Below are 18,838 nucleotides of genomic sequence, written 5' to 3'. Positions count from 1 at the left end.
CTCGAGACAGAGGCATTCCGGTTCACTCAACATCTAACCAAATCAATCCCTCGGCCTGCAGGCGTAATACCTGAAGCTCCAAATCTGCACTCTCTTCAAATTCAAAAGCATCCAACTGATCGGCAAACTTTAAGCAGCCAACACCACTTTGTCCTGCTCGCATTAGCTGTTGCGCGGTGAGTGTAGCCAGCTTCAACGATGACTCCCAGCCTAATAATTGGCCACCAAGTAAAGGTAATGGGAAAAATGCGTAACCACCGAATACATCTAACGCCAATTTTTCAACGGTCGTAGACGGTTGAATTAACACCGAAGATAATTGCTCGACCAGCCGTTTGCTATATGGCGCAACTTGCGCCACAGTGATATCCCGGAAAACCACCACAAATTGCCAGTTTTCCAGTCGGACAACATAGTCCGAACCCCGTGTTTCGCGACTTAACACCGCAGTAAACTGCTGTAATAAGCTGTCGGTAATACCCTTACCATATTGCTGAACCAGAGGCTCTAGTGCCTGTGGTTGTAGCACCAGCAGTGCAATACTTTTTCCTTGTTCTTGCAAAGTTTGACTGTTGCGCTGGAAATGCTCAATATCCTTTGGCAATTGTTCCAACAAAAACCTGCGATTGCGTAAACCGCTCTGGCTGTCGCGATGCGTTAGTTTTTGCAACTCTTCATTTAGCTCATTTAGTCGCTGGTTCGAGTTTTCTAACTCCTGAGTGCGTTGTCTTACCAGACGCTCCAGCTGCTCTTGTTTCAGTAAGGTATTTTGTCGATATAACCAGAATAATCCATATAACGAACTAATAATGAGTAATAACCATAACAAACGATATATCAGAGTTTCATCAAAACGACGAGGGATCACCAATTGTATTTGCGTTTGTGTCGCATCATGCCACCCTTGATGACGATATTTTGCCTGCACAACAAATTCGAAACTCCCCGGTGGTAAATTGGTATATACAGCCTCGCGTCGCTCAGTTACCTGGTGCCAGTCCGTATCGAAACCTTGTAATTGGTAGCGGAATTCGAGGCTCTCTGGCCTGCTAAACTCGAGGGCCGTATAACTAATAGTCAAATTACGTTCATATTGCTCTAGTACCAGACGCCGATCTGCATTTCCAAGCGGATATCGCTGCTGACTACTCACTTGCTTTAACTGTAATTGAATCGGGGGCATGATAGTACCAGCCGGTTGCTCAGGCACAGCTACGACCCCTTTTAAGGTGGGATACCACAGCTGCTGCTGCCAGTAAGCGACTTTTGACTGGCCGGCGCCATTACAGCAACGGCTGGACAACGACCCCATTTGTCGATCAAAGGGTGACAAAATTTCCTCAATGCGATAGCCGTCTTTAGCGGCATTATGCAAACTGGCACGCTCTAGGCGGAAAATACCTTTACTGGTGCTGATCCAAATCCAGCCGCTGTATTGATGGTAATAAAAGCTCATTGCCGGACCATGCAGTAAACCATTGCCACTGTGAAGTTGCTGCCAATTCTGCCCAGACTGTTGAATAAAGATGCCATCATCAAGCGTGCTTGCCAACACCGTTTGATCGGGCAAAATTATCACCGCCAGGATATAAGCGTTATATAACGGCGTACCTGAGCCAAGTCGGTTTAAGCGCTGCTGTTGTCGTCGGTATAGCCCTCTGCTGGTACCAATCACCAGTTGGGCTGCGGAATCGGCTAAAGCTGTAATCTGACGTGACTCAAACTCTTGATTCAAATCTGAGTATTCTAAGCCAGCCTCTGAGAAATAATAGAGCCCCTGTAGCGCGCCTATCCAGGTCCCACCAAGCACTGAACTTTGCACTACCCTAACCGTCTGCCCCAATAACTCTGGGAAAACTGGCTCGAGACGAGAATGAACCAAGCGGAATACTCCGCGTTCCAATCCAAACCACAATTCATCAGATGAGGGCCAATAAACGGCATGAACAGTTTGCCCAAGCAAGGCATCCTGCGTTAATAATGTCTGGTATTCTCCGTCTTTATCCAGAATACCGACGTCTGTCTGCGTGGCCAGCAGCAGTTTCCCCTGCGGCGTCAGAGCGAGACTGCGCACTACCGATTCAGTAGAGGGTTGCAAGCGCCGGATCTGAGTTATACCCGCACGATATACCCCGTCGCTGAAACTCGTTAGCCAAAGCTGCCCGCTGCGATCTTCAAACAACTCACTAAACCATGGCGAGTTGCCAAGCTCTTGCACCGTGACAGTCTGCCATTCTTGCTGCTGATACCGATAAAATAACTTACGATACGCTGAGATCCAGGTCGCACCTTGACTGTCCTCTAGTACCTGATAAACGGGCGTTTTGCCATTATCAGGCAAGGCTACCGGCACGACGGTTTGCATTTCCGTCAGTCGATATAACCCAGACTCAGCTGCGAGCATTAAGCCTTGCTGCGTCCAACTGACATCATAAACCGGGGTTTGCATTAACTCGGCTGGCAGCTCATATTGCGACCAGTCGCCATCGGCATTGCGCTGATACAACATTTCAGCGGCCACAACCCAGATTTTCTGTTGATATCGTTCTAACTGACTGACAACCGCCTTTATTTGCTCGATACGCCTGACTTGCCCCTGACTAACTTGGAACAACTGATCTGCGGCGATCCAGACGTCACCATCAGCCAACTCGATCATTGACGTGACTTCGTTAAAAATCGGCAAACGTTCGAACTGCATTTTTTGTGGTTTGAGCAAGGTTAAGCCAGCTTTAGTGCCAACCCAAATCCGGCCTTCAGTGTCGGTCAGTAAACGGGTTATGGCATTACTTGCAAGTTGCGGGTGGGTTTCGGTAGTAAAGACATCAAATTGATGGCCATCAAAGCGATGCAAGCCATAGAGAGTACCGAACCATAAATACCCCTGATGATCTTGTGTAACTGCACGTACCGAGTTACTACTAAGACCGTCAGCGCTGGTCCAATGTTTAATATCGTAGTCAAAAACAGAGGGAGTGTAGGCAGACAGCGGAGCTAACCAGATTAGCATTAAGATACCGCAGAACAGTCGCATCTTTCCTCCCTAGAGCATGGATCCCTATAGCCAGCCTTGCTTTAATAAAGCATGCATAATCAGTAAGGCCGGTATTGCTGCCAACAGGTCGTCCAGCATAATGCCAACCCCACCATGCACGCGCTGATCAAACCAACGGATCGGCCAGGGTTTGACAATATCAAAGAAGCGGAATAATACAAAGCCCACTAACAGACTGCTCACCGAAATCGGCACCAGCAGCATTGTTAGCATAAAGCCGATAATCTCATCCCAGACAATGGCACCGTGATCATGCTCGCCGGCATCAGATGCAGCCTTGCCACAAATATAGCAACCCAGTGCGGTGCCAAATAGCAAAAACAGCCCGTACCACAGCGTGCCTAACTGGCTGAATAATAAGATCAGTGGCACCGCAGCTAAGGTACCAAAGGTGCCGGGTGCTTTTGGCGCTAAACCACTGCCAAAACCCAGGGCTAAGAAATGCTGCCATTTAGACAGCTGAAATTTTGTGTTTTGCATCAGAAATGGACAAAGCCGGTATGTTGATAACTAATGGCCTGTTCCCCAGCTTTTAATTCCAGTTTGCCACTGGCGCCGGTAATACGGCCGATACAGGTAACGGGCACGCCATAGGGGCTTAACAGCACATCAAGGGCACCACGACGACTCTCAGGTACCGTAAACAGCAGCTCATAGTCCTCACCACCGGATAAAGCTAACTGTAAGGCTTCGGCCTGATCGCAGCTGTCTTTTAATGCCTGTGACATCGGAATGCGATTGACATCAATAAAGGCGCCAACGCCAGAGCGGCGCAGAATATGCGGCAAATCACCGGCCAGACCATCAGAGATATCCATCGCACTGCTTGCCAGATTGCGCAGCGCCTGCCCCAGGGCGACCCGGGCTGATGGATAATGAAAGCGTTGCAGCAGGTGGGCCTGATGCTTTTTACTGACCTGATGTTGGCCCTGCACCAACTTTAAACCAAGCGCGGCATCGCCCAAAGTGCCGGTAACATAGATATAATCACCGACCTTGGCCCCGCTGCGGGTAATGGCCTTACCATGCGGCACCAACCCCTTGGCAATCATGGTCAGACTAAGTGGTCCGCGGGTGGTATCGCCACCGATCAGCTGGCAGTGATAATAATCGGCGGTTTCATGTAAACCGGCAGCAAATTCCGCCAGCCAGTCTTCGTTGACTTCCGGCAAGGTTAGGGCTAACGATAACCAGGCGGGTTCCGCGCCCATCGCAGCCAGGTCGCTGACGTTCACCGCCACCAACTTATGCCCCAAAGCCCGGGGATCCACATCGGCAAAGAAATGGGTGCCACACACCATAGTATCGGTGGTGATCACCAGATCAAAGCCATCCCGCACCTGCAGTACAGCACCGTCGTCACCGATCCCCACTTGGGTATCAGCGCGTTTCGCCCCGGCCTGACTAAAGTACCGGGCAATTAAATCAAATTCACCCATACAGATTAAAAAGCCGACTTACGTCGGCCTCCATAAAGCAGGTTATGCTGGTCGTAATACCCGGACGGCTTTGTCCAGGATACCATTGACGAATTTGTGGCTGTCATCCGCGGCGAAGGCTTTGGCCAGTTCGATCGCCTCATTAATGACAACCTTATAGGGCACATCCAGGCGGTACTTCAGCTCATAAGCCGATACCCGTAACACGGCTTTCTCGACCAGATCGATATCTTCAAACGGCCGTTCCAGAAAGGGTTTAATGGCTTCATCGAGCTTGCTGTGATGTAACACCACGCCACGCAGAATATCCTGGAAGTAAGGCACATCCAGATGTTTGACATTGTTTTCCAGCAACAGTTGCTGTTCAATATCGGCAATCGGATTCTGGCTGACTTGCCAGCTGTAGATGCCTTGTACCGCTAACGAGCGGGACTGACGACGCACATTTGGTTTCATGCCGGTTTCCTGTTACAGCTGCTCAAGCACATTAATCATTTCCAGTGCCGACATCGCTGCTTCACCGCCTTTATTGCCTGCCTTGGTTCCGGCACGCTCAATCGCCTGCTCGATACTGTCAACAGTCAGCACGCCAAATGCCACCGGCAGGTCAAACTGCATCGCGACCTGGGCAATACCTTTCACACATTCGCCGGACACATATTCAAAGTGCGGCGTGCCACCACGGATCACCGCGCCCAGCGCAACGATAGCGTCGTATTTTTTGCTGGCAGCAACCCGCTGCACCGCTAATGGCAGTTCGAAGGCACCGGGGATCCGCACCACGGTAATATCTTCAGCGGCGATATTGCCGACACGCTGTAAGGTATCTACGGCGCCGCTAAGCAAACTTTCGACGATAAAACTGTTAAAGCGCGCGACCACGATCGCGATCTTTTTACCTGTTGCAGCATAGCCTGCTTCAATCACCTGCATTGCCAGTCCTTACTTGTTAACTGCCACTAAAATCAGCCGCGCATAATAGCATAGTTTGCGACGTTCTGGCAGAGGCTTATTCAGAAACGTAATCCACCACTTCCAGGCCAAAGCCTGACAGCGCGTGATACTTTTTCGGTTGGCTTAACAGCCGCATTTTCCGCACACCAAGGCTGGCCAGAATTTGCGAGCCGACGCCAACATTACGGGAGGTACCTTTCCAGGGGGCAGAGCGGGGTTTTTCACCTTTATCTTCGGCCTGGAAATTCTGCACCATTTGCACCAGCTCGTCAGTCGACTCGTGCTTACCCAGTAGCACGAGCACCCCGCCCTCGTCAGCAATACGCTGCATGGCAGTGTGCAATGGGAAACTCAGATTAGCGCCACGGTTGCTCAGTAATAAATCACTGAAGGTATTGTGTAAATGTACCCGCACCAAAGTTGGTTGTTCTGGCTGGATTTCCCCTTTCACCAGCGCAAAATGCAGCTGATTATCGATAGTATCTTTAAAGGTCACCAGTTCAAACTCGCCCATCTCCGTTGGCAGCTGGCAGGTTGCCACTTTTTCGATAGTGGTTTCATTCAGGTTACGGTATTCAATCAGATCGGCAATGGTGCCAATCTTAATATTATGTTGCTTGGCAAAGACTTCCAGATCCGGACGCCGCGCCATGGTACCGTCATCATTCAGGATCTCGACAATCACAGCGGCCGGTTCCAGGCCAGCCAGACGCGCTAAGTCACAACCGGCTTCGGTATGCCCAGCCCGCACCAGCACACCGCCGTCCTGCGCCATTAACGGAAAAATATGGCCGGGCTGCACGATATCTGCCGGGCTGGCATCACGAGCTACCGCCGCTTTCACAGTGCGGGCGCGGTCTGCCGCCGAAATACCGGTGGTAACCCCCTCGGCGGCTTCAATCGATACCGTAAAATTGGTCGAGAACGGCGATTTATTGGCATCAACCATTAACGCCAGATTAAGCTGCTTGCAGCGCTTTTTGGTCAGGGTTAAACAAATCAGACCGCGGCCATATTTGGCCATAAAGTTAATGGCTTCCGGCGTGACATATTCGGCCGCCATCACCAGATCGCCTTCATTCTCACGATCTTCATCATCCATCAGGATCACCATCTTGCCCTGACGGATATCTTCAATAATTTCAGCGGGGGTATTCAGTTGCATAACTAACCTTCTTATAAAAAGCCGCGCTGCGCCAGCAACGCCAAATCAACACCGCCCTTAGGCGCCGCAACCGGTGTGGTTAACAGCCGCTGGATATAGCGGGCTAACAGATCCACCTCTATATGTACCCGACTGCCTTTTTGCAAGGTCAGTAAGGTAGTTTGTGCTGCCGTATGCGGCACTATGGTTAAGCGAAATCGGTCAGTCAGTACTTCATTTACGGTCAGACTAATGCCATCGATAGTCACCGAGCCCTTGTGGGCAATAAAGGGCGCCAGTTCTGCCGGCAGCGCAAACCACAGTTGCCAGGCACGGGCGCTTTGTTCCATGGCCAGCAAAGACGTCACCCCATCGACATGACCACTCACCAGATGCCCACCGAGACGCCCGGTTGCCAGCAGTGCCTTCTCCAGATTCAGCAACTGCCCGACCTTATATTCACCAAAGCGGGTCAGGGCTAAGGTTTCAGCTGACAAGTCGGCACTAAAAGACTGGCTACCCAGCGCAGTGACCGTCAGACAGACGCCATTCGTCGCGATACTATCGCCCAATTTGACGTCGCTAAAATCCAGACTACTGCTCTGGATGGTGACACTGAGATCGCCGCCCTTGGGGCTAAGCCGGCTCAGGGTGCCAGTGGCTTCAATAATACCGGTAAACATCTTATTCCTCGCTCAGGCGGGCGCGCAGGCGCAGGTCCGGCCCCAGACTAATGACCTCATTAAACGCCAGTTTTGGCGTCTGCGCCAGTTGCTGAAAATCACCCAGTACCGCCAATGGCCGGCCTTGCTCGCCCAGCAGCAGCGGGGCCTGATACAGCAGTAATTCATCGACTAAGCCAGCTTTTAGCAAACTGCCCGCTAATATCGCGCCGGCTTCGGTCCACAGACTATTAATCTGTCGCGCTGCGAGTCGAGTTAGTAGCTGAGCCAGGTCCAACCGACCGTCAGCACTTAGCGCCAGTGGCAGTTGTTCCACTGTTACCCTTGTCACGGCTAACTTACGTGGCGCGGCGTCAGCGGCATAACACAGCAGCACAGGACCACCTTCATTGAACAGCGGCTCGTTGCCGCTTAACCGCTGCTGCCGGTCCAGAATCACCCGCAGTGGCTGGCGTAAACTGCCATCGGCGAGCGGCCGGATCAAGGCAGCCGGCTCTGCGCCAGCATCGCTACTTTGCCGTACCGTTAAACGTGCCGCATCGGCGAGTACAGTACTGGCAGTGGATAAAATCGCGCTAACCTGTGCCCGCCATAACTGCACGTCAGCGCGTGCGGCGTCACTGGTTAGCCATTGACTCTGGCCATTCGCCAGGGCGGTACGCCCATCCAGACTGGCCGCCAGTTTCAGATACAGATAAGGCCGCTGCCGCTCCATCCGGCTTAAAAAGCCCGGATTAAGCGCTCTGGCTTCCTCAGTTAATAAACCGTGCGCAACGCTAATGCCAGCTTGTTGCAATATGGCGACGCCCTTACCGGCGACCAGCGGATTCGGATCCAGCATTGCAATCACCACCCGGGCGACACCGGCTTTTACCAGGGCTTCCGCACAAGGTGGCGTGCGACCATAGTGGGCACATGGCTCCAGCGTCACGTAACAGGTCGCCCCCCGGGCGGCGCTGCCGGCTTGTTGTAAGGCAAAGACTTCAGCATGCGGGCCGCCGGCTTGCTGATGAAAGCCTTCGCCGAGCACCTGGCCATCCTTAACCACCAGCGCTCCCACATTGGGGTTGGGATCAGTAGTAAAACGGCCCTGTGCTGCCAGCGCCAGCGCGCGGCGCATAAAAGCATGATCGGCCTGACTAAAACTCACCTTATTGCTCTCCGAGGCGGGCAATTTCTTCACCAAACTCGCGGATATCTTTAAAGGAGCGGTACACCGAGGCAAAGCGCACATAAGCAACTTTATCGACTTTCACCAGCTCATCCATTATCAGATTCCCCAGCAAATTACTGGCGACTTCCCGCTCACCGGTAGCCCGGAGCTGGGATTTAATTTTATTAATCAGCTGCTCAATTTGTTCGGTCGCCACCGGCCGCTTTTCCAGCGAGCGTAATAAACCGCTGCGTAACTTATCTTCATTAAAGGGTTCACGGGAGCCGTCACGTTTAATAATTCGTGGCATCACCAACTCTGCCGCTTCAAAGGTAGTAAAGCGTTCGTGGCAAGCCAGGCACTCGCGACGACGGCGCACCTGATGACCATCGGCGACCAGACGCGAGTCAATGACCTTGGTATCATCGGCATTACAAAAGGGACAATACATACTGACCTTTTACCCCCTAGCTAACTGTTCAGGACAAGGCGCTAACAGCCTGTTTAGCCGGCGCTTTGCATAAAAGAATGGCCGCATTAGCGGCCATCATAGCATAGCACGAGTTATGCCTTAGGCATAAACCGGGAAGCGGCCACAGACTTCAGCCACCTGAGCCCGTACCTTGGCAATTACCGCCTCGTCACCACGGCTATCCAGCACATCACAAATCAGGTTAGCAACTAAACGTGCTTCGGCTTCTTTAAAACCACGACGGGTAATAGCCGGGGTACCGATGCGCAGACCGCTGGTAACAAATGGCGAACGCGGGTCGTTCGGTACTGAGTTCTTGTTTACCGTAATATGCGCCTGCCCTAACCAGGCATCGGCATCTTTACCGGTGATATCTTTATCAATCAGATCCATCAGGAACAGATGGTTCTCGGTACCACCGGATACAATCTTATAGCCACGGCTGATCATCTCAGCACACATGGCTTTAGCGTTCACCAGCACCTGCTGCTGATAAACTTTAAATTCCGGCTGCAGCGCTTCTTTAAAGGCTACCGCTTTCGCCGCGATCACATGCATTAACGGGCCACCCTGTCCGCCCGGGAATACCGCTGAATTCAGTTTCTTCTCAATGGCTTCATTCTTCCGGGCCAGGATCAGACCGCCACGAGGGCCGGCCAGGGTTTTATGGGTGGTGGTGGTCACCACATCGGCGATAGGTACCGGGTTGGGATACAGACCCGCCGCCACCAGACCGGCAACGTGCGCCATATCCACCATCAGGTAGGCACCGACTTTATCCGCAATCTCACGGAAGCGCTGCCAGTCAACAATACCTGAGTAAGCCGAGAAGCCGGCAATAATCAGCTTCGGCTTGTGCTCTAACGCCAGCGCTTCAGCCTGATCATAATCAATCACACCCGTTTCAGGATGCAGACCGTACTGTACTGCATGATACAGCTTACCAGAGGAACTAACTGTGGCACCGTGGGTCAGGTGACCGCCATGGGCCAGACTCATGCCAAGAATGGTATCGCCGGCATTTAATAAGGCCAGGAATACTGCTGAGTTTGCCTGTGAACCTGAATGCGGTTGTACGTTGGCGTAGTCGGCACCAAATAATTCTTTCGCGCGGGCAATGGCTAAATCTTCCGCGATATCCACATATTCACAGCCGCCGTAATAACGTTTGTGCGGATAACCTTCAGCATATTTATTGGTTAATTGTGAACCTTGCGCCTGCAGCACCCGGGGGCTGGCATAGTTTTCTGACGCGATCAGCTCAATGTGAGCCTCCTGCCGCTCAGTTTCCTGAACCATGGATTGCCATAATTCCGGATCAAAATCCGCAATATTCATATCACGCTTTAACATGCTTTCTCCTGGGCGCGGCTATCACGCTTAACGTTAACGACAGTTTGAAAAACTGGCGGCTATTCTACCCTGAAATAAAAATTGTTGCACCGAAAAAACAGCCATCCAGACTTCTGAAAAAGCAAATCTGCCGCCGGCGCCGTATTAGCGCGCTAAAAATGTGCAGCAAAGTTGCCAAAGCCGCGGCCATCGGCTACATTACTGGCTATTCATACAGTATTTTAAGTAACGATGACTTCGACGCGGAAAATTATTCATCTGGATATGGACTGCTTCTTCGCCGCCGTGGAGATGCGCGATAATCCGCGGCTGCGTGATATTCCGCTCGCCATCGGCAGTGACGGTAAACGGGGTGTCGTCGCCACCTGTAATTATCCGGCGCGGGCCTTTGGCGTGCGCTCCGCGATGTCCAGTCATGAGGCGTTAAAACGTTGCCCGCAGCTGACTTTTGTCCGCGGCAATATGGATAAATATCAGGCAGTCAGTAAGCAGATCCGCCAGATTTTTTTGCGCTACACGCCGTTAGTCGAGCCCTTATCTCTCGATGAAGCCTATCTTGATGTCAGTGCCAGCCCACATTTTGCCGGCAGCGCCACGTTGATTGCCGAAGATATCCGCCGTAGCGTGTTCGCGGAAACCGGTCTGACCGTCTCCGCCGGGGTGGCACCAAATAAATTTCTGGCAAAAATTGCCAGTGATGAAAATAAGCCGGATGGGCTTTTTGTGTTAACGCCGGCTAGGGTAGCCGACTTTGTCGCCGCTCTACCGCTACGCAAAATTCCCGGCGTCGGCCCCAAGGCAGCAGAGAAGCTGGCCAGGCTGGGACTACAATTTTGCCGCGATATTGTACCGCCGGGTGGTGAAGTGCCGCTGCCGTTACTAAGCGCCCTACTCAAAGAGTTCGGCAGTCAAACTGCCAGTTTATTAGAGCGCTGTCAGGGTATCGATCTGCGGGAGGTGCAACCGAGCCGGGAGCGCAAATCGGTTGCAGTGGAGCGGACCCTGGCCAGCGATTTACACCAGCTAACTGACGCCCAGCAGATGCTGCAACAGTTATTGCCGGATTTACAACGCCGGCTCGAGCAAAGCGGCAAGGCGCATTTACTGGCCAAAATCGGCGTGAAATTAAAGTTTAGTGATTTTCGGCTGACCACAGTCGAGACGCAAAGCCAGCATCTGGATCCGGTTTTACTAAACGAGCTGTTAACACAGGCCTGGCAAAGACGCGCGGATCAGGGTATTCGCTTGTTGGGATTGCAATTGGGCTTTAAAACACAGTGCGAAGAGCAGTTAAGTCTGCCATTTGAGGTGGCGCTAACGCATCCTAATGAATTTAATAATAGTGCAGTCTGTCTGCCTGGTTAAGCCAGCAGGTTTAAAGCATAGCAGCAGTGCCAACTAAACCGGCAATAAAGTCGGCTGCAATAAAAAGCCGGCGCTAGGCCGGCTCTTTTACAAAAACGAGACTAATTAACCGGTAACAGTGACGTTTTCAGCCTGTGGGCCTTTTTGACCTTCAGTAACTTCGAAAGTTACTTTCTGACCTTCAACCAGCGTTTTACGACCAGTGCCGTTGATGGCGCGGAAGTGTACAAACACGTCTTTGCCGCCGTCACGGGCGATAAAACCAAAACCTTTTTCCTCGTTGAACCACTTCACTGTACCAGAAATTAACTGTGACATAACATTCTCTTACTTAAACAAAAGTTTGCCGGAGCTCCGGCGTCTTAAATATTACCGGCCAGGTAATCGAGCTGATAGATATTCAACCGCATTATCAGTGGCGCTGATGCTGTGGTCAACATAAATACCGGAGCGAGCAGAACTTTCGTTGCTGCACAGGCCGTACCGGCGACATGGCAAGTTTTGCTATGTCACCTTTTGAGTGTAGCAGCAGATGTTGAAAAAATAATCACTCCGGCTGAATTTTTTTCCGCCGCACCGGTGCACTGCCATCATCGCCGCCCTGAAAGAAACGCTTGCCCGTGTCCGCTGGGCTGGCGGCAGGTTTTGCCGCTACCCGTGCTGCCTTGCCAGCACCTGGTTTAGTCAGCTTAGTTTGCGCGGCTTTCTTCGGCGCCACCTTAACTACCGGCTGACCATTAAAGCGTGCTGCCAACCCCTCCAGGGCACTGAATTCTGCTGGCCGTCGTAAGAAGGCTTCTATTTTCTGTAGTGCTGACCAATCCTTTGGCCCCACCAGCGAGATTGCGGTCCCCTTGGCACCAGCACGACCGGTACGCCCTATGCGGTGTACATATTCTTCCGGATGTTTTGGCAAATCGAAGTTAATGACATGCGATACTTGCAACAGATCCAAGCCGCGCGAGGCCAAATCGGTCGTGACCAACACCTGATACTTGCCGCTGGCGAAATCCTGCATCACTTTATTACGCTGTGCCTGATTTAAACGCGCACTTAGCCCGATAGCGGGCAAACCGGCTTGCTGACAAAACTCGGCCAGCCGGCCGGCATCGTCGCGGGTTGCGGTAAAGATAATCAATTGCTTCAGGCTTTCCTGCTGTAACAACTTCGCTAGCAGCGCTTCTTTGTGCGTTAAATGATCGGCAAAATAAAAGCGCTGGCTGATATCACTATGTATCTCGTGCCCGCTATTTACACTAACCCGAAACGGATTCTTTAACAGCGCCAGTGATAACGCATCTAAGTCGGTATGCTCGAGCGTGGCGGAAAACAACAAGGTCTGCCGTAAGCGGTGAGCGGCGGCTTTATTAATGATGGTCAGTTGTGGCAAGAAACCCAGATCCAGCATCCGATCCGCTTCATCGAGGATCAGCATTTCCAGGCCCTGTAAAAATACCGACTTATGCTCGAGGTGATCAACAAAGCGACCAGGCGTGGCCACGATAATGTCTGGCTGGCGTTTCAGCAGCTTTTCCTGATCATTAAAATTCTCGCCTCCCACCAGCAACACGGCAGTCACCGGGGTATTGGCCACGAATAGTCGTAACTGGGCATAGACTTGTTTAGCCAGCTCACGGGTCGGCGTTAGGATCAGCGCCCGCGCATCCTGTTTCGATAATGCCCGGCTTTTTAACAACCGCTGCATCATCGGCAGCAAATAGGCCAGCGTTTTACCCGAGCCGGTTTTTGACGATACCAGCAGATCGCGTCCAACCATCACTGCCGGTATGGCTTCCTGCTGGATCTCGGTGGGCCGGGCAAAGCCTAAATGTTGTACAGACCGCAGCAAACGCGGGTCAAGCCCCATATCCTGAAATTGCAAAATATCTTTCTCCAAAAATCTGGCGCCTATTATACCCTAATTGTCTGCGCCCGCCCATCGCGCTAGTATAGCGGCACCTTTCGCAACACCTGGATAAGTTAACGATGAGTAATGCCCTGAAAGAACAATTGCTGAAAGCCGGCCTGGCTGATGCCAAGAAACTCAAAGCCGTGAAAAAGCAGCAACATCAGCAACGGGTGCAGGCACCGAAAAATCAAAAAGTGGTCAATGAAGCCAGCATTCTGGCTGAGCAACGTCGGCAGGAACAGGTCGCCCGGGATCAGGAGCTAAACCGGCAAAAGCAGGCTGAACTGCAGAAAAAAGCCATCGCCGCCCAGGTGAAACAGCTGATCGAAACCAATCAGATTAAGATGAGTGGTGAAGTGGCGTTTAACTTTACCGATGGCAAGCTGGTGAAACGGCTTTACGTTAATGATAAGTTGCATAGTGAATTAACCCGTGGTTTACTAGCCATTGCCCGCTTAGGTGAGCACTATGCACTGGTGCCGGCGCAGATTGCTGAAAAGATCCAGCAGCGCCAGCCAGAAAGTATAGTGTTACTAAATAGCCGGCACGAACACCAGGTAGCGGCTGAGGACGACCCTTACGCTGCCTATCAAATCCCGGATGATCTGATGTGGTAACTTACAGCTCATCCTTACCGCTAACAGAAGGAGCAAGAGAATGCGGTTTCTGATTCAGTTTAGCCTGCTTTTATTACTATTCGTCAGCCAGTCGCTGTCGGCCGCGTCGGTTTGGCAAGTCAGTAAAGGGGATAAAACCTTTTATCTGGCAGGTACAGTACATCTACTTAGTGAAAGTGATTTTCCGCTGCCCAAAGCCTACGATACCGCTTTTAATGCCAGCTCTAAGCTGCTGTTTGAGACCGATCTTGGCGCTATGACCCAGCCGCAAGGCATGATGCAACTGATGTCGCAGAATACCTTTGCCCCGGGGCAAAGTCTGCAACAAGTCTTATCACCAGAAGTTTATGCCAAATTAAAAGCCGAAGCCGAAAAACGGCAATGGCCACTGACCTCGTTAGAACAATTTAAACCAGCCTTTGCTTCTATGACTATGTCAGTACTGGAACTACAACGGCTGGGAGCCGCCGGTACCGGCGTTGATATGCATTACTGGCAATTGGGCCAGCAACAAAACAAGACGCTGGCCGGTCTGGAAACCCTGGATGAGCATCTTGGGGTGTTAAACGCCATGAATCAGCTCGATGCCAATCTGGTGATCAGCTCGACCCTAAACGATCTGGATAAACTGGAAGCTATGCTGGGTGAGATGAAAGCGGCCTGGGTTAAAGGTGATGTTGCTCAGCTTGAAGCACTGTTTTTGAAAGATCTGCAGCAATATCCCGAACTGGAAGCCATTCTGCTGACCGACCGCAACCACGCCTGGATGAACACCCTGACCACACTGCAGCAAAATAATGTGATGGTTTTGGTGGGAGCCCTGCATCTGGCAGGCAAAGATGGCTTACTGAAGTTGTTAGCTGATCAGGGATATCAGTTGACACAAATGACGGAATAAAATCAGCCCCCTTACATTCCCAGAACACGCCCGCTATTGCGGGCGTAGTTTTAGGCGTCGGCTAGAGTTTTTCTCTGGCGCGGATCCCCTGCTGCGCCGGGCTAAAACTACTTTGTACCCGCCACTTCGGGCGGATCGGCGTCAAGGGTAATTCTCGTTTGCGCGCTACCAATAAGTAACTGGAGGCAAACAGGTTTAGAAAGCGTTCGTTAAACTTCTGCCAGCTGTTTTGCCTAAACTCCTGTGCCAGCATGGCACTGCAAAAGAACCGCTGCTCGGCAATCACTTCAAAACCGATCAAATGCAGCCAATCTTTGATCCGGGCTGCACTAAAGAAATGCCCCAGCCAGGGTAGTTGCTGCTGATAAGCAGGCAAACAGCGCCAAAACCCCAACCAGCTATGTGGGTTAAAGCCACTGAGTAGTAAATAGCCGTCGGCAACCAGCACCCGGTGTGCTTCGCGGATCACATGATGCGGATCATTCTGAAACTCCAAACAATGACTCAATAACACCGCATCGACACTGCTACTGGCGATCGGCAAGGCGTCCGGTTCAGCCACCAAATCCGGGGTAATACTGCCGGACCCCAGCCGTAACTGATGGCGCACCCGGCATTCCGGTGTGGCCAACTGGCAGCTAAGATCGCCGACTTTTAACAAATAGTAGCCGAAAATCTGCTGCCACCAGGGTGCCAGCTGCTGTTCCAGTGCCGCAGCCAAGGCCGGGCCCTGACGAAAACTTCGCCAGTGTTTCGGCGCTTGCAGCTGATTTTCACGTAATGCCGGTTTCATGTTAAGGTGCAGCCTTCTTTGCGATGCATGGAGCCTTCAAATGCCAGAACTGATCCCGCTACCTGCCTTTAATGATAATTATATCTGGGTTCTGACCGAGCAACACAACCCCTACTGTCTGGTTGTCGATCCGGGTGATGCTGAAGTAGTTATCCAGTTTCTGCAGCAACAGCAAAAAAGGCTGGCTGCGATCCTGATCACCCATCACCATGCTGATCATACCGGCGGTATCCGGCAATTAAAACAACAATACCCAGCCTGCCGGGTAATAGGCCCTGCTGCAGAAAAATCGAAAATTCAAGGGCTTGAACAGCTAGTTTCTGGTGGCGATCTATTGAGTGTACCCGAGCTAAACTGGCAGTGCCAGGTATTCGACCTTCCCGGTCATACCGCAGGTCATATTGGTTTTTATTCAGCGCCCGTTCTGTTTTGTGGTGATACCCTGTTCAGCGTTGGTTGTGGCCGCTTATTTGAGGGGACCGCAAAGCAGCTGTATCAGTCTTTGCAATCCCTGGCGGCACTGCCAGATGATACCCTGCTCTGCTGTACCCACGAATATACCCTTGCCAATATTGCCTTTGCCCTGAGCATAGAGCCAGAGAATACCGAGTTGCAGCTGTACCTAAAGCATTGCCAGCAAAAACGTCAGTTATCTGAGCCTACACTACCGGCGCTATTGGCGAACGAGAGAAAAGTTAATCCATTTTTACGCTGTGAAAACATAGTGTTACAGCGTAAATTTAACCAAAACTCGGCGTTGGCATTGTTTACCCTATTAAGACAAGCTAAAGACCAGTTTAAATCCTGACTTGCAATGTCTGGTCAGACAGGTAATATCGTCGTTTTACATTTGGAACCTTGTTATGACTGTAAGAATCTCTGCCGTAGTTTTGCTGGCTCTGCTTAGTGGCTGTGTCAGTACGACAGGGTCTAACGCTGATAACACGGCTGACACTGCGGTTCAGCCTGCAGTAAAACCTAAAGCTACTGATTTTCATAAAGATACAGCATCTGCCGAATTGATTGCTGAACGCTTATGGAGTGCCGGCCTCAGTGAGGAGCAATTGTTGGAGGCATCTGAGCTGGAAGACCTTTGGCAACGGATCCAGGCACAACTATCTTTTAAAGTACCGCAAACACGCCCCATTATTGAACACCGGAATTTCTACGCCGATAACCAGGGTTATCTGGATCGGATTGCCGGTCGGGCGCAGCCCTTTCTGTTTTTTATCGTCGAAGAACTGGAAAGACGGCAAATGCCGCTGGAGCTGGCGTTATTACCTATCGTTGAGAGTGCTTTTGACCCTTATGCCCAATCGCCCTCGCGCGCTGCCGGTATGTGGCAATTTATGCCGGCCACGGCTAAGCGTTTTGGTTTAGCGCAAAATAGCTGGTACGATGGCCGTAAAGATGTGGTGCAATCCACCCGGGCAGCGCTAGATTATTTAGAGTATCTGTATAACACCCTGGAGCATGACTGGCTCAACGCCATTGCCGCTTATAACGCCGGAGAAGGCCGCATTATGCGAGCGATCCAGGCCAACAAGAAGCGGCGCTTACCGACAGATTTCTGGTCTCTGGACTTACCCGCAGAAACCACGGCCTATGTGCCAAGACTACTGGCACTGGTCGATATTTTACAGCGGCCGGAAGAGTTTGAGATTGTCTGGAAATTTATTGCTAACGAGCCCAAGATCGCAATAGTCGATGCCGGACGGCAATTAGATTTGGCCGTCGCCGCAGAGCTGGCGGGCATCAGCGTCGCCGATTTACAGGCGTTAAATCCCGGCTACAGCCAGTGGGCAACCGCGCCGGAAGGACCACACCAACTGGTATTGCCGGTAGAAAAAGCCGAACATTTCTCTGCCCAGTTAGCCCAAACGCCGGTAGAAAAAATGATGCAGTGGCAGCCGTATCAGGTTAAAAGCGGCGATACCCTGGGTGCAATCGCCAAACGTTATGGCATCAGTGTTGCAGCACTACAAAAACTGAACAATCTGACCAGCAACAATATCCGTATCGGCCAGAATCTGTTAATCCCTAGAAGCGATACCACTGCTGCTGCGCAACAGACTCAATTAGCTGAAGCCACTGCTCAGACTCCTGCTACGGCGGTTAAACACCAGATCCAACGTGGCGACACGCTGTGGGATCTCAGCCGAAAATATGATGTGACGGTGGCACAAATCCGGGAGTGGAATAAGCTTGCCGCTGGCGCACCTTTACGTGAAGGTCAGCAACTGACCATTTACAGCAAGCAGCAACCGCTGGTACTGGCGACAACCCGCACGCTAAATTATCGGGTCAGACCTGGCGACTCGTTATCGAAAATCGCGCAACGATTCAGCGTATCGGTGGCAGATATTGTAAAGTGGAATAATATTAATACAGAAAACTTTCTACAGCCTGGACAACAACTAAAACTGTTAGTTGACGCCGGTGCAGTCTAATAGCGCGAATCGGGGGTACCTATGATCTGCCGTCTGATGCTACTATTAATGTTAATATTCAGCTTAGCGGCCAAGGCAGATTTTAAGCTGGATGGCCAACTTAGTCTTCACCTCAGTAACGGTGAACGAGAACAGAAGGCCTTTCCTTTATCTCTAATCAGGGAGCAAGGCGCTTACCTGTTCTCGGTAGGTGAGCTGACAACACGTTTGCCCAGTCCATTGCAAAAGTACTCTTTGGCGTTGGTTTTGCAACATGAGCAGGAAGTCTGGGTTACTGATTTTAGTCCACAGCCGCTACAAGGGTTTAACTTACAATTACCCGGCTACGAAATCAGTCTTTATCGGGATCCGCAAGCCAGAACAGCCAGAGGACGTTTTGTTTTACAAATGAATGAAGAGCTGTATTATTTCAGTCGAGGACCCGGCCAAATCAACTTTTTATTCAATGATCAGGGTATTAGCGAAGTCAGAGTACAAGGTATGTTCAAACCCAGACGTTAACTCGCTCTAACTTGGTCTATCAGTTTCTTGTTGAACCTGTAAAGGACGCCAC

General features: G+C 51.4%; 19 protein-coding genes. 6 read left to right on the top strand and 13 right to left on the bottom strand.

Features of this window, described 5'->3' with window-relative positions:
* Positions 1-22 precede the first annotated feature (22 nt).
* The 10 genes from AJE_RS14630 to glyA form a co-directional block, all read right to left on the bottom strand.
* Positions 23-3,034, bottom strand: coding sequence for a two-component regulator propeller domain-containing protein (locus tag AJE_RS14630; RefSeq protein ID WP_008951480.1), 3,012 nt, complete (start codon positions 3,032-3,034; stop codon positions 23-25).
* 24 nt (positions 3,035-3,058) lie between these two features.
* Positions 3,059-3,535, bottom strand: coding sequence for a phosphatidylglycerophosphatase A family protein (locus AJE_RS14625; protein WP_008607571.1), 477 nt, complete (start codon positions 3,533-3,535; stop codon positions 3,059-3,061).
* Entirely contained in the window at positions 3,535-4,494 is a 960-nt protein-coding gene (gene thiL / locus AJE_RS14620) for a thiamine-phosphate kinase (protein ID WP_008607570.1), read from the bottom strand. Before thiL ends, AJE_RS14625 begins: the two co-directional genes overlap by 1 nt.
* A gap of 42 nt (positions 4,495-4,536) precedes the next feature.
* Positions 4,537-4,950 carry a transcription antitermination factor NusB gene (gene nusB / locus AJE_RS14615; RefSeq protein WP_008607569.1) on the bottom strand — a complete coding sequence of 138 codons (414 nt, stop codon included), beginning with the start codon at positions 4,948-4,950 and terminating at the stop codon, positions 4,537-4,539.
* 12 nt (positions 4,951-4,962) lie between these two features.
* Positions 4,963-5,427, bottom strand: coding sequence for a 6,7-dimethyl-8-ribityllumazine synthase (gene ribH, locus AJE_RS14610; RefSeq protein ID WP_008607568.1), 465 nt, complete (start codon positions 5,425-5,427; stop codon positions 4,963-4,965).
* A 76-nt stretch (positions 5,428-5,503) separates the two neighbouring features.
* Positions 5,504-6,613 carry a bifunctional 3,4-dihydroxy-2-butanone-4-phosphate synthase/GTP cyclohydrolase II gene (gene ribBA, locus AJE_RS14605; RefSeq protein ID WP_008951479.1) on the bottom strand — a complete coding sequence of 370 codons (1,110 nt, stop codon included), beginning with the start codon at positions 6,611-6,613 and terminating at the stop codon, positions 5,504-5,506.
* Between the two features lie 11 nt (positions 6,614-6,624).
* Positions 6,625-7,275: a riboflavin synthase gene (locus AJE_RS14600; RefSeq protein WP_008951478.1), complete on the bottom strand. Its 651-nt coding sequence runs from the start codon at positions 7,273-7,275 to the stop codon at positions 6,625-6,627.
* A 1-nt stretch (position 7,276) separates the two neighbouring features.
* A complete protein-coding gene (gene ribD / locus AJE_RS14595; protein ID WP_008951477.1) occupies positions 7,277-8,425 on the bottom strand; it encodes a bifunctional diaminohydroxyphosphoribosylaminopyrimidine deaminase/5-amino-6-(5-phosphoribosylamino)uracil reductase RibD in 1,149 nt (382 codons plus the stop codon).
* Between the two features lies 1 nt (position 8,426).
* Entirely contained in the window at positions 8,427-8,879 is a 453-nt protein-coding gene (gene nrdR / locus AJE_RS14590) for a transcriptional regulator NrdR (RefSeq protein ID WP_008607564.1), read from the bottom strand.
* A gap of 120 nt (positions 8,880-8,999) precedes the next feature.
* Positions 9,000-10,253 carry a serine hydroxymethyltransferase gene (glyA, locus tag AJE_RS14585; protein ID WP_008951476.1) on the bottom strand — a complete coding sequence of 418 codons (1,254 nt, stop codon included), beginning with the start codon at positions 10,251-10,253 and terminating at the stop codon, positions 9,000-9,002.
* 231 nt (positions 10,254-10,484) lie between these two features.
* On the opposite strand from glyA, the gene dinB reads away from it, so the two are divergent.
* Positions 10,485-11,618, top strand: a complete 1,134-nt coding sequence (dinB, locus tag AJE_RS14580; RefSeq protein WP_008951475.1) for a DNA polymerase IV — start codon at positions 10,485-10,487, stop codon at positions 11,616-11,618.
* 105 nt (positions 11,619-11,723) lie between these two features.
* Here dinB and AJE_RS14575 read toward each other — a convergent pair whose 3' ends face one another.
* Together AJE_RS14575 and AJE_RS14570 are read right to left on the bottom strand one after the other, a co-directional pair.
* A complete protein-coding gene (locus tag AJE_RS14575) occupies positions 11,724-11,936 on the bottom strand; it encodes a cold-shock protein (protein WP_008607558.1) in 213 nt (70 codons plus the stop codon).
* A gap of 229 nt (positions 11,937-12,165) precedes the next feature.
* Complete coding sequence (locus AJE_RS14570; protein ID WP_039928875.1) at positions 12,166-13,500, bottom strand: DEAD/DEAH box helicase; 1,335 nt, start codon at positions 13,498-13,500, stop codon at positions 12,166-12,168.
* A gap of 104 nt (positions 13,501-13,604) precedes the next feature.
* Here AJE_RS14570 and AJE_RS14565 point away from each other — a divergent pair, with 104 nt between their 5' ends.
* Together AJE_RS14565 and AJE_RS14560 are read left to right on the top strand one after the other, a co-directional pair.
* Complete coding sequence (locus tag AJE_RS14565; protein WP_008951473.1) at positions 13,605-14,144, top strand: DUF2058 domain-containing protein; 540 nt, start codon at positions 13,605-13,607, stop codon at positions 14,142-14,144.
* Positions 14,145-14,184: 40 nt separating this feature from the next.
* Positions 14,185-15,042, top strand: a complete 858-nt coding sequence (locus AJE_RS14560; RefSeq protein WP_008951472.1) for a TraB/GumN family protein — start codon at positions 14,185-14,187, stop codon at positions 15,040-15,042.
* Positions 15,043-15,103: 61 nt separating this feature from the next.
* On the opposite strand, the gene AJE_RS14555 is transcribed toward AJE_RS14560, so the two are convergent.
* The gene (locus tag AJE_RS14555) at positions 15,104-15,835 is read right to left on the bottom strand and encodes a class I SAM-dependent methyltransferase (RefSeq protein ID WP_008951471.1); all 732 of its coding nucleotides are present in this window, start codon (positions 15,833-15,835) and stop codon (positions 15,104-15,106) included.
* Between the two features lie 40 nt (positions 15,836-15,875).
* Between AJE_RS14555 and gloB the strand changes: the two genes are divergently transcribed.
* The 3 genes from gloB to AJE_RS14540 are packed head-to-tail and all read left to right on the top strand — an operon-like array spanning position 15,876 to position 18,786.
* A complete protein-coding gene (gloB, locus tag AJE_RS14550; RefSeq protein WP_008951470.1) occupies positions 15,876-16,643 on the top strand; it encodes a hydroxyacylglutathione hydrolase in 768 nt (255 codons plus the stop codon).
* A 55-nt stretch (positions 16,644-16,698) separates the two neighbouring features.
* Positions 16,699-18,285: a lytic transglycosylase gene (locus AJE_RS14545; RefSeq protein WP_008951469.1), complete on the top strand. Its 1,587-nt coding sequence runs from the start codon at positions 16,699-16,701 to the stop codon at positions 18,283-18,285.
* A gap of 48 nt (positions 18,286-18,333) precedes the next feature.
* Positions 18,334-18,786 (top strand): hypothetical protein, encoded by a 453-nt coding sequence (locus AJE_RS14540; protein WP_237709368.1) that lies wholly within the window; start codon positions 18,334-18,336, stop codon positions 18,784-18,786.
* The last annotated feature ends 52 nt before the right edge of the window (positions 18,787-18,838 follow it).

The sequence above is a fragment of the Alishewanella jeotgali KCTC 22429 genome (assembly GCF_000245735.1).
Taxonomy (GTDB): Bacteria; Pseudomonadota; Gammaproteobacteria; order Enterobacterales; family Alteromonadaceae; genus Alishewanella; species Alishewanella jeotgali.
This window is presented reverse-complemented; position numbering and strand designations above follow the sequence as displayed.